The sequence below is a fragment of the Nannocystis bainbridge genome, from assembly GCF_028368995.1.
GTDB lineage: Bacteria > Myxococcota_A > Polyangia > Nannocystales > Nannocystaceae > Nannocystis > Nannocystis bainbridge.
The window spans coordinates 320,964-346,092 of sequence record NZ_JAQNDL010000002.1; the positions used below are offsets into that span (position 1 = coordinate 320,964).

Consider the following 25,129-nt stretch of genomic DNA (forward strand, 5'->3'; position numbering starts at 1 on the left):
GCGAGTGCCCATGGCCGACGTCCGCAAGCCCCCGGTCCCGCCGCGCGCGTCGCCGCCTCAGCCGGCGCCGCCGCGGACGTCGCGGTCCTCGGCGGGCGCGCCGGCCCAGGCGCCGCGGGTGGCCCCGAACGTGGCCGAGCTCGAGCGCCAGGTCGGCAGCCTGGCGCTGTCGCAGATCGATGGCGCCGGGGCGCTGGCGATGATGCGGGCGCTGGTGTGGCAGGGCATCCTGGCGCGCCTCGGCGTGGCGGCGCCGCTGGTGGTGCTGCACGACCTGGGGTGCCTGATCACGGGCCTGGGCGGCCCGGGGCCGGTGGTCAAGGGCATCGCCGAGTCGGAGCTGTGCGAGGCCTGGCGCGGGCTGTTGGTCGAGCTCAGCGAGAGCGACCTGGTGCGCGCGCAGGCCGGCTGGAAGCACCGCGACCAGATGATCGGCGTGGTCCTGGCGCGGGTGTTCGCGCCGGTGGTCCCGCAGCTGCCCGACGACGTGCGGGTGCTGCGGCCGATCGAGCTGCCGGTCGACGCGGTCCACTACGCCAAGGTCGAGCCGAGCTCGGCGTACACCCGCTACGACCAGCGGCAGACGATCGCGTGGCTGCAGACGCTGACGACGCACCGGCTGTTGCCGCTGCTGGCGGTCGAGCAGATCGACGTCGACGCGCTGCGGCTGTTCGGGCTGTTCCGCGGCGGGCCCGGCGAGGCGGCCGCGGGCGTCGACCTGGCCGACCTCTACAACGTGATGGTCAGCCCGGCGCTGGCCGACGTGATCGACTTCTCGATGGAGCTCTTGCCGTCGATCCTCGAGGTCAAGCGCGAGGCCGGGCAGCAGGCGTTCTCGATCGACGGCTACGCGTCGATCGAGCGCTTCGGCGGGGTCGACGACCTCGAGCTGTCGCAGCTGGCGTACGACGAGGACATCTTCGAGCAGAAGTTCATCGACGACGAGCTGTTCTACTTCACCCACGAGAAGCAGGTGGAGACCGAGCACCGCACCCACTACGTGCTGGTCGACGGCTCGGCGTCGATGCGCGGGGTGCGGGAGGTGTTCGCCCGCGGGCTGGCGCTGGCGCTGTGCAAGCGGCTGGCGCTGCTCGGCGAGCACGTGATCCTGCGGTTCTTCGACAGCCGCCTGTACGAGGGCGTCAAGGTCGGCGCGCAGGGCCACGCCGAGGTGCCGTACGTGCTGCAGTTCCGCGCCGAGCACGGCCGCAACTACGCCCGCGTGATCCGCCAGATCAACGCCGAGCTGTCGGCCCCGCGCCGCTCGGGCGGCGGCGGCGGCGGCAAGGCGCTGGTCTACCTGCTGACGCACGGCGAGTGCCAGCTGCCGCCCGACGACGTGGCCGCCCTGGCCGCGCGCGCGCCGATCTACGGGGTGTTCATCCTCCCGAGCTCGGGCGTGCTCGACCTCGGCTACCTCGACCTGTTCTACCGCGTGCACGTGATCGACGACCAGGCGATCAGCCACGGCCGCCGGGCCCAGCGCGCCCGCCAGATCATCAGCGACGTCGAGGCCGGCCAGCGCCAGGCCCAGCCGGTGCGCCGCAACACGGGTGGCGCAAAGACCATGTCCGTGGGGACAGGTCCGAAGGGACAGGGGCGGAGGCGGCGGTGATCGACACCAACGTGCTGTGGATCCGCGCCGAGGGGGCGCTGCGGGCCGGGCGTCACGCCGACGCCCAGATCTACCTGCGCCAGCTGGTCCAGGTCGTCGACCGCATCGACTTCGAGTACGAGGAGTGGCTGCGGGCCTACGTCGACTCGCTGCGGGCCACCGGCAACTGGGGCGAGGGCATGGCCTGCCTGTCGTACCTCGGCGCGCGCGAGATGCCGGGGCCCGACATCATGCGGCTGTACGCGCAGCGGGCCCAGGCCGGCGACGCCGACGCGATCCGCACGGTGCGGCTGTACGCGATCTATCTGTCGCGCGCCGGTCAGCACCGGCCGGCGGCCTCGTGGTTCGAGCTCGGCGGGATGCCGGTGCACCGCGCGATCGCCCTCGAGCGCGCCGGCGACGACGCGGCGGCCTCGCAGCTGTGGGCCCGCATGCTGGCCGGCGACGCGCTGGTCGACCGCGACTACGAGCGCGCGCTGATGAAGATCAACTACGCGCTGTGCCTGCGCCGCCTCGGCCACGAGCGGGCCCGCCAGGCCATCGCCGACGCGACCACCAGCGTCGAGGAGGTCGCCGACGCGTTCGAGAGCGAGGGCCTGCGCGAGCGCGCGTTCGACTGCTACCAGCTGATCGCGCGCCTCGGCTCGGAGACGCGGGCGTTCGAGAACGTCGCCGAGGGCTACCTCAACAGCGTCCGGATCCTCCGCGACGACGGGCTCAAGCTCGACGCGCTGCGCCTCTACGAGACGTTCATCGCCATGGCCCGCGAGGCCGGCGAGTTCCACGCGGTGGCGTCGATCCTGCGCGAGGCCGCCGACTACTGCACGCGCTCGGGGCTGCCGTACGCCGACGACCTGCGCTGGCGCAGCGCCGAGGCGTGGATCAAGGCGGCGACCGAGGCGCTGGCCGCCGGGCACCCGCCGCAGATCATCGAGAACGCGTGCCTGGCCGCGGCCGAGGCGTTCGCGTCGGTGCGGGCGTTCCGTCAGGTCGCCGAGGCCTACCGCAAGGTCACGACGCTCGACCTGCCGGCCAAGAACCGCGAGCGAGCGCTGCGCCTGATCCGTCGCCTCGGCGACCAGCCCCAGGACGCGCCGCGGCCGATGCCGGTGCCCGAGTTCCTGCGCCAGCTGCCCGACTACGAGGAGGTCTGGTACGTCGACCTGGCCGAGTGGGAGCTCGGCGGCGACCCGGCGCTGGTGGCCGCGGGCGTGATGGCCGACCGCCGCTTCCCCGACTACGTGCGCCGCCACGCGCTGCTGCTGGTGCTCGAGCTCGAGCGCCGCGGGCAGGCGGTGCCGCCGCTCGAGATCGTCAAGAGCCTGGCGGTGGTCCGCGCCTATCCGGTGATCGCCGGGCTCGAGGCGATGTACCGCCAGGGCGACGCGTCGCTGCGCGAGTCGGTGGCGGCGGCGATGGGGGCGCTCCGGTTCAAGCGCAGCTTCGGCCTGGTGTCGCAGGCGCTGCGCGACCCGAGCGCGCCGGTCCGCAAGGCGGCGGCGGCGTCGGTCGAGCGGCTGGTGTTCCCGCACGCGTTCGAGCCGCTGCGCCGGATCTTCGAGGCCCGCGACCTGCCCGACCCCGAGGCCGCTCGCAAGGCCGCGCTGGCCGCGATCGGCAAGATCGGCAGCGTCGAGGCCCTGGACTTCCTGTGCGACCGCCTCCGCGAGGGCGAGCAGCCGTTCGTCAAGGTCGCCAGCACCGCCATCAGCGAGCTGCCCAACTCGGAGCTGCTGCCGTACCTGCGGCGCCAGATCGAGTTCGTGCCGGCCGAGCACCGGGCTGTCCTCGAGGACACGGCGCAGCGGCTCGAGCACCGGCTGCGCTGAGGCTCGCGCGCGCTGCCCGTTCGCGCCGCGCGTGGTAGCTTCGCGGGCGGCGCAGCATGCACGACACGGTCCACTGCCACGGCCTCCAGCTGACTGTCGGGATCGGCTTCCACACGGCCGAGCTCGACATCACCCAGACCGTGAGCGTCGACCTGGCGATCGCGTGCGACTTCGGCCGCGGCCCGGCGCGCGACGAGTTCACCGGCCTCGTCGACTACTTCGAGCTCGTGCAGCAGCTCGAGCGCCACGTGGCCGGCCGGCGCTACGCGCTGATCGAGGCGCTCGCCGTCGACCTCGCGCGCGAGGTGGTGCGTTTGTACCCGCCCGTGCAGGTGCGCGTGAAGGTGACGAAGCGGCCGCTGGCGATGCCGCAGGTCGCGGCGGTCGCGGTCGAGTGCGTGCGCTCGGCGGCCGATTTCGCCGGCGAGTGACGGCGCGGCCCGCCCCGCGCGGCTGTGCGCCGCAGCGAGCGGCGACGCGCGCCGCTTCGAGGTCGCGCTGGACCGCGAGGGCGTTCGGCGGTACGACGGCCGCATGCCCGTCTGGTTGACGCTCATTTGGTTGCTCTTCGCCGCCGGAGGAGTCTGGTTCTTCTTGAACCTGCACTACCAGCGGACGACCGCGATCGACGCGTGGGACCGGTCGCCCGCGGGCAAGCTCCACCGCGAGGCGCTGGCGTCGTGGCTGCTCTGCAAGGCGCGCGTCGAGGAGGCCGTGCCGACCGGAGAGCCGCCGGTGATCCGGGCGGCGACGGAGAGCAAGCGGATGACGTCCGGGCGGCTGATCCACGTGTACGTCCGCGAGGAGCGGCGACCGATGCGGATCCGGGCCCGCTTGCTGCCGATCGGCGGCGGTGAGGTCGAGGCCGAGGCGTTCGTCCCGATCATCACCGAGGAGCTGGCCGAGCTGACGCCCGGAAAGATCCTCAGCGTGCTCTACGACCCGAAGGACCCCAGCCGGTTCTGGATCGACACGGCGCGGCGCGACGAGACGCTGATCGACGCGGTCACGATGCGCACGCGCGCGGCAGAGGAAAACCTCCGCGCGGCCCAGGCGTTCTCGTCGGGCCAGGGCTGACGGACCTGCGCGAGCCGGAGAGTGGCTGCTCGAGAGGACATGTCCTGATAGACATGTCCTCTGGGGCATGTACGAGGCCTGGCGGGCGCCTCGCCCGGGTCGTGCGCGCCGCGACGCGCGGGGGTAAATCCGAGGTCGGCCGGCAGCAGCGCGGCGGCAGCCGAGCACGTCGCGGCCGCACGCACGGCCTGCGGACGGCGGAGGCGAGCGCAGGGCCGAGGCGCGGGCGGCCGCGCAGGTGGCCGCGATCACGGCGCGCCGCCGCCCAGGGGCGCGGCCCGCTTTTCCAGAAATCACGCGCAGATGGCCGTTTGGCGGGACCCGGCCGACGAACGCGGTTCGTGTGACATCAACGGAAATTGAGGTGCCGGTCGTCCGACCGCCGCCATCTTGGTGATCGATCATGCGTCCCAACGTCGTCCTGTACCTCGCCGTGGCGCTCGCGGCGTCCTGTGGTGAAAAGGAGAAACAAGGCGTGGCCGCCACCGACGGCGACGCCGGGCCAGGGCCGATGGTGCCGATCGTGGACCCGACCGGCACGACCGTCGCTTCGACCACGACCGAGGCGGAGACCACGACGACCACGAGCACGACCACGACCGGCGATACGAGCACGACCACCACGACGGGCGAGACGACCGGCCCGCCGCCAGCCGAGACCGAGGGCCAGCCGTGCATGTTCAACGCCAACTGCCCGGCGACGGCGCAGTTCTGCGTGTTCGGCGAGTGCCACGACGGCAGCGAGGGCGACCCGTGCGAGTTCCACGGCGAGTGCAGCGCCGCGGCGCCGCGCTGCATCATGGGCGTGTGCTACGACGGCAGCGAGGGCGACGCGTGCAAGACGGACACCGATTGCTCCGAGAGCGCGACGCACTGCGTGTACGGGGCCTGCTACGACGGCAGCGAGTTCGACCCGTGCGAGTTCACCAAGGACTGCATGGACCTCTCGAGCTGCGAGAACAACCAGTGCGTGTGACGGCGGTCAAGCTGTCCTGAAGGACAGATCGGAGAGCGGGGCCAGGGCGCAATGATAGGACATGACCTTCGGGTCATGTCCCATCAATTCCGGGATTGTGTCCGGACGCGCCCGGCGAGGGCGGCGCTGTTCACTCGGCCATGCCGTCGAGCAGGTAGTTCTTCATGAACAGGATCGTCGCGTACATCTGGTAGTCCTGGTTGCGCTTCTTCTGGAAGCCGTGGCCCTCGTCCTTGCCCTCGAGGTACCACACCGGCGTGCCGCCCCGCTTGAGCGTGGCGACGATCTGGTGGGCCTCGCTGGCCGGCACGCGCGGGTCGTTCTTGCCCTGGATGACGAACAGCGGCTTCTTGATCTCGGCGGCGCGGGTGAGCGGCGAGATCTCGAGCAGCTTCTTGCGCAGCTCGGGGTCGCGCTCGTCGCCGTACTCGACGCGGCGGAGGTCGCGGCGGTAGGCCTCGGTGTTCTCGAGGAAGGTGACGAAGTTGCTGATGCCGACGATGTCGACGGCGCAGCGGATCCGGTCGGCGAAGTGGACCGAGGCGGCGAGGGTCATGTAACCGCCGTAGGAGCCGCCCATGATCATGACGCGCTCGGCGTCGAGCTCGGCCCGGCCGGCGATCCAGTCGAGCGCGGCGCCGAGGTCCTTGACCGAGTCCTCGCGCTGGGCGCCGTTGTCGAGCCGCACGTAGGTCTTGCCGTAGCCGGTCGAGCCGCGCACGTTGGGGTAGAGCAGGGCGACGCCGAGCTCGTTGAGGTAGTAGTTGTTGCGGGCGATGAAGCCGCTCTGCGACTGACCCTCGGGGCCGCCGTGGACGATGACGACGACGGGGCGCGGGCCGGTGAACCGCGCCGCCGGCTTGTAGTAGAAGCCGGGGATGTCGCGCCCGTCGAAGCTCTTCCAGGTGACGAGCTCGGGCTCGCTGAAAGTGGTGGGATTGAGGGTGCCGACCTCGCTCTCGGTCCAGCGCTCGATCTCGCCGGAGCGCACGTCGAGCACGTAGGTGTCGGCCGGCGAGCGCGCGGACGACAGGGTGAAGGCCAGCAGCTTGCCGTCGGCGTGGAAGGTGAGGCTGCCGATCGCGCCGGCCGGCAGGCGGGTCTTGATCGGTCGCTCGCGCCCGCTCGGCAGGTCGTGCAGGCGCAGGCGATCGACGCCGCCCTCGTTGACGACCGAGGCGAGCTGCTTGCGGTCCTTGCTGATGGCGAAGAAATCGACGTCCCACGGCACGGGCGGGCCGAGCGGGGTGGTCTGCTTGCTGGCGAGGTCGAGGGTGACGAGCTCGCGGAACTCGCCCTTGCCGTCGGTGGTGGTGATGACGCCCTTGCCGTCGGCGGTGAAGGCGGCGCCCGACCAGGCGACGGGGATGTCACCTGTCTTTTCGGTCAGCTTGGTGCGCTGGCCGGTGGCGAGGTCGAACAGCCACAGATAGGTCTCGTTGACCGAGAGGTTCTCGCTCGCCAACAGCAGGTTGCCGTCGACGGAGAAGTCTTCGGGATCCCAGCCGCCGCCCTCGACCTCGGCGACCAGCTTGTCGGTGCTCGGGTCGCGCGGGTCGACGACGTAGAAGTCGGTGTCCTTCTTGTTGCGCCGGGTCGAGGTGTAGGCGAACTTCTCGCCGTCGCGGGTCCACGGGCCGAGGCTGTTCTTCGAGGCGCCGTCGGTGAGCAGGGTGAGCTTGCCGTCGGCGCGATCGAAGCGCCAGTTCTGCGCGAACTCGTTGCCGCCGATGTCCTTCGAGAGCACGAAGAAGCTGCCGTCGCCGACCGGCGGATAGGTGGCCGCGCCGACGCGGTCGGGGAAGAAGGTCAGCTGGCGCCGATCGCCGCCGGCCAGCTTGACCTCGTGGATCTGGTCGGTGTCGGCGAAGCGAGTCCGGATCAGCAGCGAGTGATCCTTCGGGTGCCACTTCAAGGCGACGGCCGAGCGCGCCTCGGAGTAGGTGCCGACGCCGTCGGCGATCGCCCGCGGGATCGGCGGGATGTTCTCGGCGAGCAAGCTGTCAGGCATGCTGACGATGTCGTCGTCGGGCGACGGGTCGCCAGGGACGAGGACCGGCGGGGCGTCGGATTTGCCTTCGCGCGGCTTGCCGTCAGTGGGCGGAGCATCGGCCTTGTCGGCCGGCTGGGCGTGCTTGGCCGCGATGGGGGCGACCTTGGGGGCGTCCTTCGGCGGCGGTGCGTCGCAAGCAGCAGCGGCGAGGAGGAAGAGGCAGACGCGAGGCGAGGTCGGCATGCGGGCGCGACTATAACCGAGGGGCCGGCCGCCCGTGAGCGCGGGGCAGCGGATGGTGAAGATGCCGTGGGAGGAGGCGCGGGGCGAGAATTCGCGGGATGGCGGGGCGGACGCTGCGCCGCGAATGTGACAGCGTGGGCGTCGTGCGGCCGATGATGCTCGACGGCGAAAGCCCAGACGAGAGGCTGGCCTTCGGGACAGCCTCGACACGATGCTGGGTGCCGTCCGAGCGCGACGTGCCTGACGGCCACCGACGTGACATGCTGGCGTGCGAACGATGGTCGACAAGACGACGCATTTCGGGCGAGCCGGGGAGTTTTACGCGATGTCGGAGCTGCTGCTCCGCGGCTGGAACGTGGCGGTGCCGGTCATCGACCTGGGCGACGACGTGTTCGTGATCGACGACCGGGACAAGACGATCCGGCGGGTCCAGGTGAAGTCGACGGAGGCGAAGCCACTCTCCGCGGAGGCAAACACGTGGGAGGCCACATTCAACCTGTCGCGCGCGCAGCTGCGGACGGCCCAGCCGATCGAGCTCTATTACATGTTTCTCGTGCGATACCCGCGGTCTTGGCGATTCTTGCTGATACCGCGCCCGGAGCTGCTGGCGATTCGCAACGGGAGGACCGTCTCGCCGCGAGCGGGTGCGGGCCGTCCCGCGCTCACGGACGGGCAGGCGAGGACTGACGCGCTCGGGCTCACTGTCACGATCCAGGGCAGCTCCGCGTCCGGCTGGGAGGCGGTGCTGGACCGCTACCTGGACGCCTGGCCGGCCGATTTGCCGGTCGTCGTCGACGGTCCGGGGACCGCGAGGACCGGGGGGACGTGAGCTACGCGGCCGACCGCGGCAGGTCCCGGTCGCTGACCGGATCGCGGAAGACGACGCGCCCCAGCTTCTCCAGGCGGCTCTCCGACAGGCCGGTCAAGAGCATGACGATCTGCTCGGCGATCGAGGCCTGGACCCGCTCGTGATCGTCGCGAGTCTCGTGAGCGATGAACACACGGCTCCGCGGATGGAGCGCCTCGCCGAACTCGGAACGCAGGCGGGTCAACGAGCCGGGTTCGAGGGCGAAGGTCGCTCCGTCGCGATTGGAGCTCCGGTAGATGACGATCGGCTCGGAAGCATCCATGGACCGAGTATGGAGCGAAGCGCGCACCGCTGCAACCGAGCGAGGCGAGGGTGGTTTTGTCGTAGCGCCCGGCGCGCTGTCGTTTTGCTATCCTCGCGGTCTCGGCCGTCGCTCGGCGGCGCCGCACGCATGGCCTCATTCTCTTCGACCCACCCGTTCGCCTATCACGTCTTCCCGCTGACGGCTGCGCGCTCGATCTGGCGGCTCGGGGCGCTGCACGGCAAGGACGACCTCGGCGCGCTCGGAGCGATTCGTCGCACCACCGGCGACCTCGATCGCCTGCTCGGCTTCTCGCGGTTCGTCCACTTCTATCTGCCGCGGCAGGGCACGACACCGGCCGAATTGCCGATCCTCGGGGCGCAGCTGCAGCCGTCGCGCGTGCCGCCATGTCCGCACGCGATGCTCGTCGTGCCGACCGCGCCGCTCACCGACGAGGATGCGACGATCTGCAACTGGAACATCGCCGTCAGTCGACCGACCGTCGAAGGGGTGTGCAAGGGCGGCAACTGGACGCGTGGGACCAATCCAGAGTGGATCCTCGATCGCTGGCGGCGCTTTCGAGCGACGAATCCGGAGCCCGAGAGGGCGCGTGGATTTTGGGGCGAGCCGCACGTGCCGATCGTGGCGGGGCCGCAGATCGCGGCGAACCTCCGCCTGCTCGGCCGGGCGCCGCGCAAGACGCCCGAGCTGCTGCTGCGATCGCCCGCGCGGGTGTTCGCGGGGGCGAAGGTGATCGCGTTCTCTCGCGCCGATCTGGCGTCGCTGCAGCGGCTCGGAGCGGCGCCGGACGGGGCGGCGCTGGAGCTGGGGACGTTCCCGGGCTACGACCCGGACGGCGATCCGCTGGGGCCGCGGCGCGGGCTGCTCGACGATTTCCTCGCGGGTCTCCGCGACGCGCCGCCGCCGATCGACTTCGACGCGATTCGTCCGAGCGTGTGATCGCCGTCAGCGCGCGCCGAGGGAGCGCAGGAGCATGGCGCGCACGGCCGTGAGGTCGGCGTCGACGCGGGCGCGCGGGTGCGCGGCCGCGGGGCCGTGCGGGACGGTGCGGAGCTGGTCCTGGCGGGTGACGTAGGTGACGCAGGTCGAGGAGCGGTTGCCGCGGAGCATGGCCAGGGCTTCGGCGAGGATGGTCGTCTGGTCCTCGGGACATGGTGTGAAGGACATGTCTCCCCAGGCAGGTAATGCGACGGCGGCGGCGGCGTCGGACACGAGGCCGGGGGCGTGGGCGCGCAGGTGGTCGAAGGCGCGGGCGAGGCCGGCCGAGTCGCCGGCGGCGGCGTGTACCAGGCCGAGCTCGACCCACGCGCCGGTGCGGGCCGGGTGGCTGGTGACGGCGTGCTGGAGGTCCACGAGGGCGCCTGCGAGGTCGCCGGTGGCCGCGCGGGCGCCGGCGCGGTGGGCGTAGACGGCCGGGCCGACGGTGCCGCGCATCTGGGCGATGCCGGCGGCGGAGACGGCGAGGGCGCCAGCGGGGTCGCCTGTCCGCTGGGACAGGAGGGTGAGGCCGACGTAGGCCCAGCGGGTGCGCGGGTTGAGGGCGATCGAAGCCTCGAGGTCGGCGCGGGCGCCGGCGTCGTCGCCGAGCCACATCCGCAGCTCGCCGCGGTGGGCCAGCGGCAGGGAGGAGCGCGGCCAGCGGGCGCAGGCGGCGTCGAGCAGGGCGAGCGCGCGGGCCGGGTGGGCGCTGCGGATCGTCTGCAAGGCGTGGCGCGAGGCGTGGCGCACACCTGTCCGTGTGGACAGGCGCTTGAGGACATGTCCGTCGTGCCAGGTAGCGAACGGCGAGCGGTTGCAGCCCATGCGCGCGAGGGCGTCGCGGGTGGCGTCGACCAGCGGGCCCTGGCGGTCGGCGGCGAGGGCGGCGGGGGCGAGCGGGGAGACCTCGGCGAGGGCCTCGGCGAACTCCTCGATCTGCCGCAGGTTGACGGGGGCGTCGGGGGCGGGGCGCTCGCCGGCAGCGGCGAGGAAGCGCAGCATCCAGGCGACGAACAGGTAACCATCGCCGATCGCGGTGGCGCGGGTCAGCGCGGCGTGGGCAGGGTCCCAGGCGCCGCGGCAGATCAGCGCCTCGGCGCGCGACAGCTCGGCGGCCGGATCGGGGACCTGGCAGGCGAGCTCGAGCTCGCGGAGGGCGGGGTCGTGGTGGCCGTCCGCGAGCAGGAGCTGGCCGCGGATCCTGCACGCGCCAGCGCGACCGCGAGCGCCAGGGATGGCTTCGGCGCGGGCCAGGGCGGCCTGGCGATCGCCTGTCCACAGGGACATGTCGGCGAGCGCGAGGGCGACGGGCGGGTCGTCGGGCTGCAGCGCCAGAGCGGCCTCGCCGTGACGGGCGGCGCCTCTGAAGTCGCCGGTCTCGAGCAGGGCGAACATTGCGGCGCGGCGGTAGAAGGCAGCGTCGCCCGCCGGGGCGAGGCGCAGGGCGGCGGCCAGCTCGACGCCGCAGGCGTGATCGTGCCCGGCGCGGGCCAGGGCGGTCGCCAGCTCCATGCGCAGCTTGGCCGAGTCGGGGGCGCGCTGCAGGCCGCGGCGGGCGGCGACGATGGCGAGCTCGAGGTCGCCGCCGCGCAGGTGCATCTGCGCCTCGAAGGCGTCCCAGGTCGGGTCGGTCGGATCGGCGGCGCGGCCGACCGCGATCGCGGCCGCGACCTCGCGCTCCCAGCCGAGCGCGCTGGCGTAGCCGACAGCGCGGGTGGCCGCGGCGCGGGTGGCCGCGGGTGCGGCTCGGGCGGCGGCGGCGAGGGCGTCGAGGCTGCGCTGATAGTCGTGCGTGGCCCGCAAGATCGCGGCGGCGGCGAGGGCGACGGCGGCGTCGTCGGGCCTGTCCCCCAGGGCAGCTTCGGCGGCCGCGCGGGCGCGGGCGAGCTGGCCGTGACGAGCCAGGGCGACGGCCCGCAGCAGGGCACCGCGGGCGCCGAGGCGCGGCTCGTCGGCTTCGAGGTCGCCGGCGTCGAGCGCGGCCTGAAGGCGCAGCGCCAGCTGCGGGCTCGCCGTGCGGTTCACCGGCTGCCGCTCCTGCGAGTCCCCGGCGCAGGAGATGACGTCAAGGCGGAGGGCCGCGGCCGATCGAACTGCGTCGAGCGCGGGCGAGCGACAGGGGGCCGCGGGAGCGATGGTTCGCATCGAATCCCGGGCGAACGGACCGCTCTGGCGATCACGCGAGGCGAGTGTGGGCTCGGCGTCGCCCCGGTCGTCGTCGCGGGCGCGAGGTGGGCGGCCGGCGAGCGCATGGCTCAAGGGACAGGTTGCATGGCCGCGAACCCGTGGGCGCGCACGTAGTTGATGTGCATGCCCTTACAGACATGTTCATGAGAGCATGTCTTGCAGCGCAGGCTCTTGACGTGGAAGCCGTCGTCGATGAAGCGGCGGGCGTAGCGGAAGATCTCGAGGCCGCCGTCGGGGCCGAGCTGGGCGGCGTCGAACACCGGCGGGCGCTCGCGCGGCGGCCGGCCGGCGATGCACGCGGGGACGGCCTCGACGGGCACCGGGGGCCGGAGGGCGGCGAAGAAGGCCGGGAGGTCGAGGTCGAGCTCGGCCGACTCGGTGAGGCGCTCGCGCGCGGGCTGGCGCAGGACCAGGCGCGGCGGGGCAGCCTCCAGGGCGAGCAGCCAGGCCTCGGCGGCGCGCGACAGCAGGAGCACGACTTCGAGGTCGAGGGGGAGGTCGAGCAGCGCGGCGGCGGCGGCAGGGTCGGCGACGACGACGCGGACCAGGCGCTTGCCGGCGATCGATGGCTGGCCTTCGGGACCTGTCGTGGAGGACATGTGCGAGAGCCGGGCGATCAGGGCCGCGGGGTCGGCGAGCTCGAGCTCGAGCTCGGGGACTTCGGGGTAGTCGGCGGCGAGGGCCTCGGCGGCCGCGAGGTCGGGCGCGACCAGCCACAGCGCGCGGGGCCGGGCCGCCGCCGCGAGGGCGCGGGCGTCGAGGCGCGGGCGCGCGGGTGGCTGCGACGCGCCGGCGCCGAGCAGCGGGAGGCGGAAGCGGCGGGGCGGCGGGTTCGCGGTGACGCCCGGCCGGGTGGCGGGAAGGACATGTCCCGAGAGACTGGTGGTGACGGGGGCCGGCGACGAGATGGCGGGAGGGACATGTCCCGCGGGACCGGTGGTGACGGGGGCCGGCGACGAGATGGCGGGAGGGACATGTCCCGAGGGACTGGTGGTGTCCAGGACCGGCGACGAGATGGCGGGAGGGACATGTCCCGAAGGACTTGTCGACGTCGTATCGTGGTCCATGACGGCGAGGGCGCCTGGGCCGCGGTCGGTCGCGCGCGGGTCCGGGAGCTCGACGCGCCGCGCGTCGCGGGCCTCGGCCATGCCGGCGGCGGCCTCGTCGGCGGTGCCGGCCCACGCGTCGAGGCTGTCCTCGGGGACATGTCCTGAAAACCCGTCTTCAAAGCTGTCCTCGGGGACATGTCCCGAGAGGCCGGCGGCCAGGGCCCGCTCGGCGAGCACGCGGTGCAGGCGGGCGGCGGCGTGCTGGCGGCTGGCCGGGTCGCCGCCGTAGGCGACGGGGGCGTGATGCTCGGCGCCGGCGTCGATCCGCAGGACCTCGAAGCGCTGGCCGGCGAGGGCGGCGCGGACCTCGTCGAGGTGGTCGCACAGCGGCTCGAGGTAGCAGTGCTTGCAGCGCTCGGGGGCTCGGCAGTCGAGCGGGATGTCGTGCTCGAGCAGCAGCGCGTACTCCTCCTTGCGCCCGCGGACCTCTTCGATCAGCTTGTGCGGGTCCTGGATCAGGTCCTCGAAGCCCTCGAGGTGCTGCGGCGGAAATCGGTTGAGCCAGACGTGGACGCCGGGCCGGCGTGCGTAAGCGAAGGCCTCGAGCAGGTAGGGGCGCATGGCCTCGAGGTCGTAGAAGAGGACCTCGCGGCCCTCGCTGTAGGCGCGGCCGAACGGGATGACGTGCAGCAAGTCGAACTCGCGCACGCCCATGGCGGTGAAGGTGGCCATGAGCTCGGGCAGCTGCTTGACGTTGCCGCGGTTGACGCAGACGTCGATGTTGACGACGGGGCGACCGTCGGCGAGCGCGCCCTGGAGCCCCTTGACCTCCTCGTCGAAGGCGCCCTTGGTGCCGACGAGGGCGTCGTGGATCCGGGCGTTGGGGCCGTGGATCGAGAACGTGATCTCGCTGAGGCCGGCGTCGAGGGCGGCCCGCAAGAAGGCCGGATAGGCGAACATGCGGCCGTTGGTGACGGTCTGGATCTTGCGATAGCCGGCGCGCCGGCCGAGGCGCACGAAATCGACGAAGTTGGGGTGGATGGTGGGCTCGCCGCCGGAGAGGATCAGGCGAGTGGCGCCGCGCCGGCGTCCGTCGAGGATCTGGGCCTTGATCTCGTCGCGGTCGCGGTTGGTGCCGTCGTGCGTGTGGGCGTCGAGGCAGAACACGCAGCGGTCGTTGCAGTCGAACGTCAGCCGCACCCAGTTGCGCCGCTCGTGCGCGGCCTCTTCGTGCTGCACGGCGGTGGCGGGGAGAGCGTCCATTCCGGGCCAATCGTACCCGGCGCCCCGCGCAGGCCGCAAGCGTGCTAACGTCGCCAGCCGTGCGCCCCGGCCGCGTCCTCGTCGTCCATCCGCCCGTGTCGGTGGCGCGGGACTTCATCGATTACCCGTACTTCGTCGACCTCGGGGCGGTGCAGCTGGCGGCGGTGCTCGAGGCCCGTGGGATCGCGTGCGACCTGGTGGATGCGTACGCGCTGCCGGAGCAGCGCGAGGGGCTGCGCGGCGCGGAGGACGTGGGGGCGAGCGAGCCGCGAGGGCCGGAGACCGTGAGGTCCGCGGCGGGCGAGTCGCAAGCGACGGAGAGCGAGCGAGCGGGCGAGGTGCGGCACGCGGCGTCGTCGATGCACTGGCGCAGCGACGGGCGGGCGCACCTGGGGGCGACGGTGGCGGCGACGCTGGCTGCCTGTGCACGGGACGTCGCGGCGGTCGTGGTCGCGGTCACGCCGTTTCACCGGCCGCCGGCGCGCGACGATCTGCTCGGCGAGCTGCTCGCGGGCCTGCGCGCGCGCCACGGGGCGGCGGTGCCGATCGTGCTGGCCGACTGCTACCAGTCGGGGCAGCACTACGTGGCGGCGCCGCAGCTGCTCGCCAGCTACCCGGAGGCGGACGCGTACGTGCAGTTCGAGGCCGAGGTGACGGTGCCGGCGCTGCTGCAGGCGTTCTTGGCCGGCGGGCCGGGGCCGCGCGGCGTGCACCGGGGCGAGCAACCTGTCCTCGAGGACATGCCCGTTCCGGCATGGTCCAAAGTCAACCTCGAGGCGTACCACGAGTTCCGCGCGGCGGTGGTCCGCGGGCTCGGGCGCGGCGGCTGGGCGTTCCCCATCGGCGGGCGCACGCTGCCGGCGGTGACGAGCCGCGGCTGTCCGTTCCAGTGCGCGCACTGCAGCTCGAACCCCGACGTGGAACCGGGCCGGCCGAAGACGCAGCGGCGCCACGACCCGGCCGGGCTGCGGCGGATGCTGACGGCGCTGGCGCAGGAGCACGCGGCCGAGCGGGTGTTCATCCTCGACGAGCTGATCAACGTGCACCCGGCCCACTTCGATCATGTCCTGGAGGCCATCGGGGCGCTCGGGCTGGGCTTCGAGCTGCCGAACGGGCTGCGCGCCGATTACCTCGAGCCGCGCCACTTGCAGGCGATGCGCGGGCGGATCACGACGCTGAGCGTGAGCGCCGAGAGCGGGGTGCAGCGGGTGGTCGACGAGGTGGTCGGCAAGCGGCTCGACCTGGCGGCGATCGTGCGCGCGGCCGAGTCGGCGGCGGCCGCCGGAGTGCCGCTGATGATCCACTACATCATCGGCCAGCCGGGCGAGTCGGCGGCGGAGATCAACGCGACGCTGAGCTTCGCGCTGGATCTCTGGGACAGGTTCAAGGCGTGGCCGGCGGTGCAGTTCGCGACCCCGCTGCCGGGCACGCGGCTGGCCCGCGCGCTGCCGCTGGCGCCGCCGCCGGCCGATCACGACTGGGGGCCGCGGTTCCAGCGGGCGCCGACCGGGGCGACGGTGCCGGCGGCGCTGCTCGAGAAGTTCCGCTGGACGTTCGAGCAGCGGCTGCGGGCGTCGCAGGGGCCGCAGAAGCTGGTGATGAACGCGACCTACGCGTGCAACAACCATTGCAGCTTCTGCGCGGTCGGGACGCGGTCGCAGCTGCACGGCGACGGCGAGCGCCTGCGCGAGCAGCTGAGCCACTACCGCAAGCAGGGGGTCGAGCTGCTCGACATCGACGGCGGCGAGCCGACGCTGCACCCCGATCTGCTGGGCCTCATCCGTCACGCGCGCGCGCTCGGCTACCGGGCCATCAACGTGACGACGAACGGGCGGCTGTGCGCGTACGAGGCGTTCGCGGCCCGCCTCGTCAACTCGGGGCTGTCGTCGCTGCTGTTCAGCGTGCACGGGGCCGACGCCCGCACGCACGCGCAGAACGTCGGGGTCGCGGAGGCCTTCGAGCAGACGCTGGCGGGGGTGCGCCACGCGGTCCGCCTGGCGCCGCGCGGGGTCGAGCTCGGCCTCAACGTGACGATCACGAAGCACAACGAGGGGCAGCTCGATGCCATCACGGCGCTGGCGTGGTCGCTCGGGCTGCGCTGGGTGAACTACCAGTTCCTGACGCCGTTCGGGCGGGCGACGGCGATGCTGGCGCCCGACACGGCGCGCGCGGCGGACAGCCTGCGGGCGGTGATCGAGGCGTGGCAGGACCGGATGAAGCTGCAGGTGATCAACCTGCCGTTCTGCTTCCTGCCCGGGCACGAGGCGCTGCTGCAGGGCGACCTCGGCAAGCTCGAGCGCCACATGGCGTTCGTCAACAACGAGACGGTCAACCTGGCGCAGTACCTGGCCGAGCGCCGGGTCCGCAAGCCGGTGTGCGCGTCGTGCCCGCACGCGTGCTTCTGCGGCGGGTTCTACGAGCTCGACGAGGTGCCCGAGCCGCCGTGGCTGATCGCGCCGGAGGACCTGGTGCGGCCGCTGACCGATCCGCGGCGCCACGAGTCGGTGCCGGCCGAGCTGCGCGAGCGCCTGCGCAAGCGCGCGGGGCCGGCGTGAGCGCGGGGCTGGCGTGCCCGCGCTGCGGCTGTCCTGAAGTGCAGGTGACGGGCGGGCGGGCGAGCGCGTGCGCGCCGCTGCCGACGCCGGAGCTGCTCCGCTGCCCGCAGTGCGAGAACACGGGGACGCGGCTGCCGCTGCGCGGGCGGCCGCTGGTGCGCTGGGAGCACGAGGCCGGCGAGGGCGGTGAAGGACATGTCTGAGGAGACATGTCGAATCGGCAATGTCCTGCGGGACATGCTTATGAGGGCATGTCCCAGGGGACAGCGTCGGCGCGGCCCGGCGCGCGGAGCCGGCGTTCAGCGCGGTCGCTGCAGCTCGGCGAGGGCGCGCCCCAGGACCTCGTCACGGCCGGCGCGCACGCCGGCGATGGTGGAAGAGACGGCCACGTCGGGCGTGAGCGGGGTGTAGGGATCGCCGCCGCTGGCGCGCGCCTGGGCAGCGCGGGTGAAGCTGACGACCAGGCCGCCCGGCAGGCGGAACGGCTGCCCGTCGAAGCTGCCGCCGGCCGTGTCGCTGCCGACGAGCAGGGCGCCGTGGCGCGCGCGCAGGGCGTCGGCCACCGGCTCGACGTTCCGCGTCGCGCCGGCGTCGACGAGGATGGCGAGGCGGGCAGGCCAGGCCGGCGGGTCGGCGTGGGACAGCTGGCGCAGCTCGTCCCACGCGTGCTGGCCCCCGGGCCAGGTGGTGTGGCGGTCGACGACGGTCTGCGGCGCGAGCAGGTGACGGGCGAGCGGATCGCCGACCCCACCGCGGAGATCGAGGACCGCGGCGTCGGCACGGGCGAGGCGCGCGGCGGGGAGGTCGGCGAGTTCGAGCCCGGACAGGTCGAGGTAAAGCACGCCGGGGGCGAGCTCGCGGACCCCGGGGCCGACGTGGAGCTGCGGCGCGAGGGCGACCGGGACGGTGGCGACGGCGACCTCGCGCGCCGTGCCGTCGACGCCGCGGACCACGAGCTGACGCGGCACGCCGGTCTGGCCGCGAGCCAGCCGCGACAGCGCCCACAGCGTGCGCCGCTGCTCGCTGGCGCCGGGGGCGGTGGCGCGGGCGTCCGCCAGGGTCTCGGCGATGGCGACGCCGTCGAGGGCGAGGACGACGTCGCCGACGCGCAGATCGGGGGCGCGCGCGGGATCGACGGCGGTGATGACGACCTGTCCTTCGAGCCAGGTCCAGCGCAGGGCCAGGCGGTGGCCGAGCTCGACGTCGTTGTCGACGTGGACCTGGCCGGCGGTGTCGCCGACGGCGGCGAGGAGCTGCCAGACGACCTCGCGCAGCCCGAAGCGATCGCGGGCGACGGCGGCGCGGGAGAAGCTGTCCCGTAGGACATGTTCCCAGGCGGCGCTGCTTCGGGCCACGTGGGGCGAGAACTGGGTCATGTGCGCGCCGAGCAGGGCGATCGCGGTCAGGCGGGTCAGGCGGTCGGCGAGGTCGGGGCTGAACTCGGGCGGCCGGGCCAGCGGCAGGTCGGGGCGCGACGGCGGGGGCAAGCTGGCGGCGGCGGCCCACACGGCGAACGGCATGGTCGCGACGAGGCCGCGGCCGAGCGCGATCGGGTGGCGGACGGCGGGGTCGGGGACGGGGGTGTCCTCGGGGACATGTTCGAGGAGCCAGCTGCGATCGACGCGCTCGCTGGTGGGCCCGTGACGCCACACGAGCGCGCGCTCGGCCGCGTCGGGGCGGGCGATGGGCGTGAGGTCGGGGGCGCCGAGGCCGACGCGCAGCAGCGGGGCCCGCGGCTGGAAGGCCCGCTCGAGCGCGGCGGCCAGGGCGGCCGGACTCTCGGCGCGCAGCGCCGCCTGGACGCCGGCGAGCGCGAGCCGGTTCCAGCGGGCGCCCCCGGCCTCGTCGCCGGGATAAAACGATCGGACATGTCGCAAGAGCCAGGTGTAAGCGAGCAGGTTGTCGAGCTCGCGGGCGGTGAGCGGAGCCGGCGGTTCGCAGCCGGGGCAGGCCGGGCCCACGCGCTCGAGGGTGACGCCGTCGAGCTCGACGCGCGTTGCGCCGCCGAGGCGGACGGTGAGATCGAGGTGGTCGGCGTCGACGGGGACGTCGAACACGAGGTCGCGCAGGGCCCAGCGGTGGTCGTCGAGGCGGATCGCGGCGCCGTCGACGACGCGCTGGTGCTCGCCGACGCGGGCGCGCAGCTCGAGAACAGGCGAGGCGCCGGTCTGCCGCTCGACGCGGGCATAGGCGAACAGGCGCACGCGCTGGCCGCGGAGGTCGTCGGTGGGGACGAGCCGGGTGAGCCGAGCGTCGCGCGGGAAGCCGTCCGGCGGGGCAGAGAGGGCGATCGCAGCGCAGCCGTCGAGGCCGGGCAGGAGCTCGCGGGCGGTGCCGTCGGCGTCGAGCAGGCTCCATCCGGCCAGCGGATCGGGGCGGGCCTCGAAGCTGCCGTTGGCGAGCGGGACGCCGCCGATCGCGGTCGGTCCGCAGGCGTAGGAGAGGGTGGCCGATGGGACATGTTCTTCGGGGCAGGTGTCGTCGCAGGCGAGCACGCCGAGCGCAGCGAGGAGCATGAGGAGGCGGGACGGAAGCAGGGACGGCATCATTATTAAAACTAAGTCCGGCGAAGGGCGAGGTGAGCACGGTACCACGACCGCGGGCCGTGGAGCGCCCCATGCGGGCCAACCGTGGCTCCATCGGCAGGCATCTTATGGGTCGCGTGGGCTGCGCCGCTGAACGGTGATATCGACGAGCGATTGTTGCGGCTGTCTGGCCGCGCGCGCGAGCGATGGTGGGCGCGACGCCTGCATGGGCCCCGAGGCCGCAGGGCGACAGCACACGGGCGGGGCAACTGGCGGCGAGATCCGGGCGCAAGGGCTGCCGCTGCGCCGATGCGGGCGGGGCGAGTTGGTGGCCCTGCGTGGACGTGAGGGCGAAGCTCGCGTCGCGGCGCTGGCGGGCGCTGAGCCGCGGGCGCAGCGGTGCGCGCCTGGGCGATCCAGGCGCGCGCCGCTGCTTCGTCGCGCGTGGTCCCAAATGCATGTCTTTGGGGACATGCCCTCGGGGTCATATGGACGGCGCGTTCAATGTCGTTATTTCAGGGGCGCGCCGCTGCTTCGTCGCACGTGGTCCCAGAGTCATGTCTTTGGGGACATGACCTCGGGTGCATGTGGGTGGATCGGTCGATGTCGTGTCATTTCGGGATTGGTGGGTGGCCGAATGTTCTCAGGGTCGACTGGCAGATCCGTTTCGGCTATGAACGACTGTCTCATTCGCAGGGCGACGCGGGATTCGGCGCTGACGGCTCCGGCGCGGGCGACGATCGCGGGCTGGCGAACGGCATTGATGGCAGTCGGCGAGGCGGTCGCAGCGGCCGAATCAATGCTCGTTCGGGCGGTTCTCCGCGCGCCCCGCCGGGGCCGCGGGGTCCAGGCAATTCCCGCGAATTCGTGGCTGGGAGGGGGGCAGGAGGGCGTCCTTGCGGCAATGGTCGGTATCATCCTTTGCGCTTCGCCACACCGCAGCTTTGCCTACCCGGGACTACCAACCAATAGTTCGACCGGAAGAGCTCAGGCGGGATTGCCCCGCCGGCTGCTTTCGAGTCAGAGAAAGGAACCCTCCCATGTTGCGTACCATTCTTGTATTGTTCCCCGCGCTCGCGTTTTCGCTGCCCGTCACGGCGACGGCCGCGGACGAAGCCCGGTGGGGCGGTAGTCATCAGGGCTACGGTCAGAACGAATTGCTCGAGCTCGAGACCTGCTTGGCCGACGTGGAGCAGCTGACCCAGAACCGTTCGTGCACGATCCTCGACGAGGAGGAGTGCCTCGCCGCGTGCGACGTGGCGGCGGACTCCGAAGACGCCAATCGGTCCTGCCGCAGCTCGTGCGTCGACGCGGGCGTGGCGGTGTGTGAGCGCTGGGGCGGCAGCCAGGGCTTCGACCAGCACCAGGGCGTGATGCCGGGCAAACCCACCGGGCCGGGCGTTGACCTGACGCCGGACCAGAACGTCGGCCAAGGCTTCGGCAAGGACATGGGCCAGGGCTTCGGCAAGGACGTCGGCAAGATCGAGCAGGAGCTGCTGCAGGAGCTCGAGCAGGACCTCGACCAGAACATCGGCAAGATGGTCGAGCAGGACATCATCCAGGAGCTCGAGCAGGACATCGTCCAGGACCTGGACCAGAACATCGGCAAGAACGTCGGCAAGCTCGAGCAGGAGCTCGAGCAGGACATCCTGCAGGATCTGGAGCAGGACCTCGACCAGACGATCGGCAAGGACGTCGGCAAGAACGTCGGCAAGCTCGAGCACGAGCTCGAGCAGGACATCCTGCAGGAGCTCGAGCAGGACCTGGGTCAGACGATCGGCAAGGACATGGGTCAGACGATCGGCAAGCCGGGCTTCGGCAAGCGCTGGGGTAACCAGGGCTACGGCCAGCAGGGCTACGACCAGGGCTTCGGCAAGGATGTCGACCAGGGCTTCGGCAAGGACGTCGACCAGGGCTTCGGCAAGGACGTCGACCAGGGCTTCGGCAAGGACGTCGACCAGGGCTTCGGCAAGGACGTCGGGCAGGGCTTCGGCAAGGACGTCGGCCAGGGCTTCGGCAAGGACCAGACCATCGGCAAGCCGGGCTACGGCAAGCGCTGGGGCAAGCCCGGCTACAACCAGGGCTTCGGCAAGGAGCCGACGCCGGTCACCCCGGGCCAGTACGATCAGGAGCTGATCTACGTGCTCGGCTCGGAGTGCGCGATGCTGGTGCTCGACCAGACGCAGGGCGTCGGTAAGGGCGTCGGCAAGCACGTCGGCAAGTGAGCCGACCTCGGCGGGTCGCCCGGACGATCGCTCGACGATCGCCGGGGACCCGCCGCGAGCGGAGCGCTCGAGGGTCTCTCGAGCGCTCCGCTGCGGGCGGCGAAGCGTTCGCCGCCCGTGATCCGCTGAAACCCGCGAGTCCCCGCGCCACAGCCGGCGCAGCGCCCGAGCGGCAGATCGAGCGCCCCTTCGGACTCGCACGACCCCCGCGGCAGACATCTCCCGCGGCCTCGATTCCACAACCGGCGACCCGTCACGCTGACCTCGACTCGATGGATCGCCCGCCGGTCTCCTCCGTGCGGCTCTTGCTGCGTCGCGCTCGCCTGTCGTCTCGGCGAGTCGATTCCGCCACCGTCGCACTGCCGTCATTGTCCGGACCGATGGATCGGTCCTGTGAATCGCGCTCACGCAGGGGACCGCTCCGGCGGCCCTCTCCGCGCCACGAGACGAGAGGAGAATCATGCGAGGCAGGCGCTTGACGCCGCGTGACGACCACGCCGCCTCGATGTCGCTCCCGAGGACCCAGCGGCGATCCTGCCGCTGACGACGACGGAGAACGTGCGAATCGGTCAGACCATTTCGAGGTGTCTCATGTCATTCACGATTCTATCCTCTTTCTCCGCGAGCCGTCTCGCGGGCCGCCTCACTCTCCGCGCCGCGTTGATGCTCGCCGCGCCGTTTTCGCCGCTGATCGCCTGCGACGAGCCGGTCGACGAGCTCGACGAGGTCACCGCCGACGAGGACGAGCCGGCGCTCACCGAGGAGCAGGAGGAGGCGCTGCTGTACCGCGAGGGTTGGTCCAAGGCGGATGACCCGCGCCTCCTCAGCAAGGACTTCAACTATGGGTTCCACGAGCTGCCGACCACGGGCTGGGCGCAGCGCGTGCCGTGGCCGGGCTATTACTGGCCGACCTACAACGACAGCATCAACTACCGCTGGGCCGGCGCGAAGGTCCGCTCGCCAGCGGAGAAGTACGGGGCCGCGTTCGGCCGCGCGGGGGTCGGGACGGTCATCTCCAACCGCTTCGGCGTCGGCAGCATCGGCGGCACCCGGGCGTGCAGGTACGACTCCGACTGCGGCAACGTGAACGGCCGCATGTGCGGGCGCCGGCGCGGCGAGTCGCGCGGCCGCTGCATCGAGACGTGGATGGGCATCTGTCACGCGTGGGCGCCGGCGGCGATCATGGAGCGCGAGCCCAAGCAGGGCATCTCGTTCAACGGGGTGCGCTTCGAGATCTCGGACCTCAAGGCGCTCATCAGCCTGGTCTACACCGAGGGGCTGTCGGTCCGCTTCATGTCGCTGCGCTGCAACTCCAAGGGCAGCCTCAAGAGCCAGGCGTGCCGCGACACCAACGCGGGCAGCTTCCACGTCGCGCTGGCCAACCTGCTCGGGGTCCGCGGCGAGTCGTTCGTGTTTGACCGGACCTACGACCGCGAGGTGTGGAACCACCCGGTGATCGGCTACAAGGTGACGCGCGATCAGGAGGTCTCGGCGGCGACGGCGAACGACATGATCAGCGGCGGCGGCTCGAAGTACCGCTTCAACCCGCACGCGGTCGAGCTGCGGCGCGTCCGCACCGAGGTCTACTGGATCAACGAGGCGGGCCCCGGCTTCAACCAGCAGCTGGTCGACAACGTGGCGACGTTCACGTTCACCGAGGTCTACGACTACATCATCGAGCTCGACGGCGGCGGCGACATCATCGGCGGCGAGTGGGTCGGGGCGTCGAAGCGCCGCCACCCCGACTTCGTGTGGCGGCCGATGGCGAAGAAGGACACGACGGTGGCGGGCGCGGTCCGCTACAGCGAGGTCGAGCAGCTGATGCAGCTGGCCGGCGGCGGGATCTGACGCGGGCGGCTCGCCGGACCGCGCGTCACTCGCGGTCCGGGCCGCGCCCGTGACCAGGATGACGGCAGCCCGATTCGCATGATTGCGGATCGGGCTGCCGTCATTCGTGCGTCCGACATGGAGGCCCTCGCGCCGTCGTCTGCGCGGGAGACCCGTGGATGTCCCCGCGGCGAGCGCGGCGCGGCGCGGCCGGAGGGACGGCCGGGCGGCCGAATCGGGGCGGCTCGGAGGCGTTCGGCCCGGGCGCCGGTCGGCGCGATCGTGCCCGCGCGAGCGCGGCTCGGCGGCGCCGCGGCGATCCATCACCGCCGTGTTGGTGCGGTGCGGTAAGGTGACGCCATGTTGAGAATCTGCTCCTTGAAAATTGTTCAATCGTATTTGCCCGTGGCCGTGATGTCGCTGCTCGCCGGCGGATGTCCGGATTCGGGCAACCCCGGCAGCGCGTCGGCGACCGAGACCTCGACCGGGACCGGGACCGCGACCGATCCGACCACCGGCAACGTGGGGCCGACGACGACGACGCAGTCGACCGACGATCCGACCGGCGGCACCAGCACGGTCGGGACCGAGGGCACCGGGGTGACGACGACCGAGGGGACCTCGACGACGACGCAGGGGGTCGACACCACGACCTCGGACACGACGACGAGCACCAGCGAGCCGGGGACCACGACCTCGACGACCGACGACACCTCGACCGCCGCGTCCGAGACCACGAGCTCGACGACGACCACCGGCGGCGAGACGACCGAGACGACCGGCGAGCCGGCCAGCGACATCGAGATCGTGATCACGGCCGACAACGCCTACGGGTTCGCGTACGGCACCGACGACAACATCTCGATGTACTGGGGCGGGATCGAGAACACCACCGCCGGGCAGATCTTCAACTGCGGCGAGGGGCCCGAGAAGTACGTGGTGCCGGCCGCGGAGGCCGACAGCGCCAGCTTCCTCTACATCATCGCCTGGGCCGACTCGTCGGTGACGCAGGGCGTGCTGGCCCGGTTCCGCCGCAAGGACGGCGGCGGGGTGTTCGGCGAGGACGTGTTCACCGGCACGAAGGGCTGGGAGGTGTGCGCGACCGGGGTCGACTACCAGCCGGGCAGCGGCGGGCCGAGCCTGCAGGTCATCAACGATCACATCGTCAAGTGTAACCAGGGCGTGCTCGATCCCAACACGACCAGCGTCGGCTGGGTCGACGAGGTCGGGACCCAGTACGGCGCGGTGGCGTTCGGCGAGGACAACACGACGCCGTACAACGGCGGGCCGATGGTGGGCAACGAGTTCCCGCTGGTGTGTCCGATGGACATGCCGGCCGAGGCGAAATGGATGTGGTTCGACTGGGGCAACGTGCAGCCGCCGCAGAGCCCGTTCATGTGGCCGGGCGGCAACGGCAACCCCGATCACCAGTACTTGATCTTCCGCTTCGCGGCGGAGCTGGTGCCGATCCCGATGTGAGCCGGTCGTCGGATGTCCGCAAGGACAGGTCTGTGGGGCCCGGAATGCGGGGCGACCCGGAGCTGTCCGAAAGGACATAGAGGCGATTGGCAGGAGCTGGGGACATGTCCTGCGGGACATGTCCTTCGAAGCCGAGGATTCACCGCGCGGGTCCGGCACGCGTGACAGGGCGCACGGG

The 25,129-nt window shown here is 72.2% G+C and carries 17 protein-coding genes; 12 read left to right on the forward strand and 5 right to left on the reverse strand.

The genetic code is table 11. From position 1 onward, the window contains the following. Positions 1-10 precede the first annotated feature (10 nt). The 5 genes from POL25_RS18950 to POL25_RS18970 all read left to right on the forward strand — a co-directional run bounded on the left by POL25_RS18950 (position 11) and on the right by POL25_RS18970 (position 5,497). On the forward strand, positions 11-1,615 hold the full coding sequence (locus POL25_RS18950) for a hypothetical protein (protein ID WP_272087501.1): 1,605 nt from the start codon (positions 11-13) through the stop codon (positions 1,613-1,615). Continuing rightward, positions 1,612-3,444 (forward strand): HEAT repeat domain-containing protein, encoded by a 1,833-nt coding sequence (locus POL25_RS44410; protein WP_272087502.1) that lies wholly within the window; start codon positions 1,612-1,614, stop codon positions 3,442-3,444. The genes POL25_RS18950 and POL25_RS44410 overlap by 4 nt, the downstream gene beginning before the upstream one ends. Before the next feature lie 56 nt (positions 3,445-3,500). Continuing rightward, positions 3,501-3,875: a dihydroneopterin aldolase gene (locus tag POL25_RS18960; protein WP_272087503.1), complete on the forward strand. Its 375-nt coding sequence runs from the start codon at positions 3,501-3,503 to the stop codon at positions 3,873-3,875. Between the two features lie 103 nt (positions 3,876-3,978). Beyond that, complete coding sequence (locus POL25_RS18965) at positions 3,979-4,521, forward strand: hypothetical protein (protein ID WP_272087504.1); 543 nt, start codon at positions 3,979-3,981, stop codon at positions 4,519-4,521. A gap of 403 nt (positions 4,522-4,924) precedes the next feature. Then, positions 4,925-5,497, forward strand: a complete 573-nt coding sequence (locus POL25_RS18970) for a hypothetical protein (protein ID WP_272087505.1) — start codon at positions 4,925-4,927, stop codon at positions 5,495-5,497. A 130-nt stretch (positions 5,498-5,627) separates the two neighbouring features. On the opposite strand, the gene POL25_RS18975 is transcribed toward POL25_RS18970, so the two are convergent. Next, complete coding sequence (locus tag POL25_RS18975) at positions 5,628-7,733, reverse strand: S9 family peptidase (RefSeq protein ID WP_272087506.1); 2,106 nt, start codon at positions 7,731-7,733, stop codon at positions 5,628-5,630. A 277-nt stretch (positions 7,734-8,010) separates the two neighbouring features. Between POL25_RS18975 and POL25_RS18980 the strand changes: the two genes are divergently transcribed. After that, the gene (locus POL25_RS18980; protein WP_272087507.1) at positions 8,011-8,562 is read left to right on the forward strand and encodes a PDDEXK-like family protein; all 552 of its coding nucleotides are present in this window, start codon (positions 8,011-8,013) and stop codon (positions 8,560-8,562) included. Position 8,563: 1 nt separating this feature from the next. On the opposite strand, the gene POL25_RS18985 is transcribed toward POL25_RS18980, so the two are convergent. Further along, positions 8,564-8,863, reverse strand: a complete 300-nt coding sequence (locus tag POL25_RS18985; protein WP_272087508.1) for a hypothetical protein — start codon at positions 8,861-8,863, stop codon at positions 8,564-8,566. Between the two features lie 129 nt (positions 8,864-8,992). On the opposite strand from POL25_RS18985, the gene POL25_RS18990 reads away from it, so the two are divergent. Beyond that, complete coding sequence (locus POL25_RS18990) at positions 8,993-9,802, forward strand: hypothetical protein (protein WP_272087509.1); 810 nt, start codon at positions 8,993-8,995, stop codon at positions 9,800-9,802. 6 nt (positions 9,803-9,808) lie between these two features. Here POL25_RS18990 and POL25_RS18995 read toward each other — a convergent pair whose 3' ends face one another. Together POL25_RS18995 and POL25_RS19000 are read right to left on the reverse strand one after the other, a co-directional pair. Then, positions 9,809-11,866, reverse strand: coding sequence for a tetratricopeptide repeat protein (locus POL25_RS18995; protein WP_272087510.1), 2,058 nt, complete (start codon positions 11,864-11,866; stop codon positions 9,809-9,811). A 230-nt stretch (positions 11,867-12,096) separates the two neighbouring features. Continuing rightward, positions 12,097-14,340: a radical SAM protein gene (locus tag POL25_RS19000; protein ID WP_272087511.1), complete on the reverse strand. Its 2,244-nt coding sequence runs from the start codon at positions 14,338-14,340 to the stop codon at positions 12,097-12,099. A 59-nt stretch (positions 14,341-14,399) separates the two neighbouring features. Between POL25_RS19000 and POL25_RS19005 the strand changes: the two genes are divergently transcribed. Together POL25_RS19005 and POL25_RS19010 are read left to right on the forward strand one after the other, a co-directional pair. Next, a complete protein-coding gene (locus POL25_RS19005; protein ID WP_272087512.1) occupies positions 14,400-16,895 on the forward strand; it encodes a radical SAM protein in 2,496 nt (831 codons plus the stop codon). Further along, positions 16,892-17,098: a hypothetical protein gene (locus POL25_RS19010; RefSeq protein WP_272087513.1), complete on the forward strand. Its 207-nt coding sequence runs from the start codon at positions 16,892-16,894 to the stop codon at positions 17,096-17,098. Before POL25_RS19005 ends, POL25_RS19010 begins: the two co-directional genes overlap by 4 nt. 96 nt (positions 17,099-17,194) lie before the next feature. On the opposite strand, the gene POL25_RS19015 is transcribed toward POL25_RS19010, so the two are convergent. Then, positions 17,195-19,411: a S41 family peptidase gene (locus tag POL25_RS19015; protein ID WP_272087514.1), complete on the reverse strand. Its 2,217-nt coding sequence runs from the start codon at positions 19,409-19,411 to the stop codon at positions 17,195-17,197. Positions 19,412-20,460: 1,049 nt separating this feature from the next. Here POL25_RS19015 and POL25_RS19020 point away from each other — a divergent pair. The 3 genes from POL25_RS19020 (at position 20,461) to POL25_RS19030 (ending at position 24,951) form a co-directional block, all read left to right on the forward strand. Beyond that, positions 20,461-21,645, forward strand: a complete 1,185-nt coding sequence (locus tag POL25_RS19020; RefSeq protein WP_272087515.1) for a hypothetical protein — start codon at positions 20,461-20,463, stop codon at positions 21,643-21,645. A gap of 663 nt (positions 21,646-22,308) precedes the next feature. Beyond that, complete coding sequence (locus POL25_RS19025; protein ID WP_272087516.1) at positions 22,309-23,493, forward strand: hypothetical protein; 1,185 nt, start codon at positions 22,309-22,311, stop codon at positions 23,491-23,493. A gap of 339 nt (positions 23,494-23,832) precedes the next feature. Beyond that, positions 23,833-24,951, forward strand: a complete 1,119-nt coding sequence (locus POL25_RS19030) for a hypothetical protein (protein WP_272087517.1) — start codon at positions 23,833-23,835, stop codon at positions 24,949-24,951. The last annotated feature ends 178 nt before the right edge of the window (positions 24,952-25,129 follow it).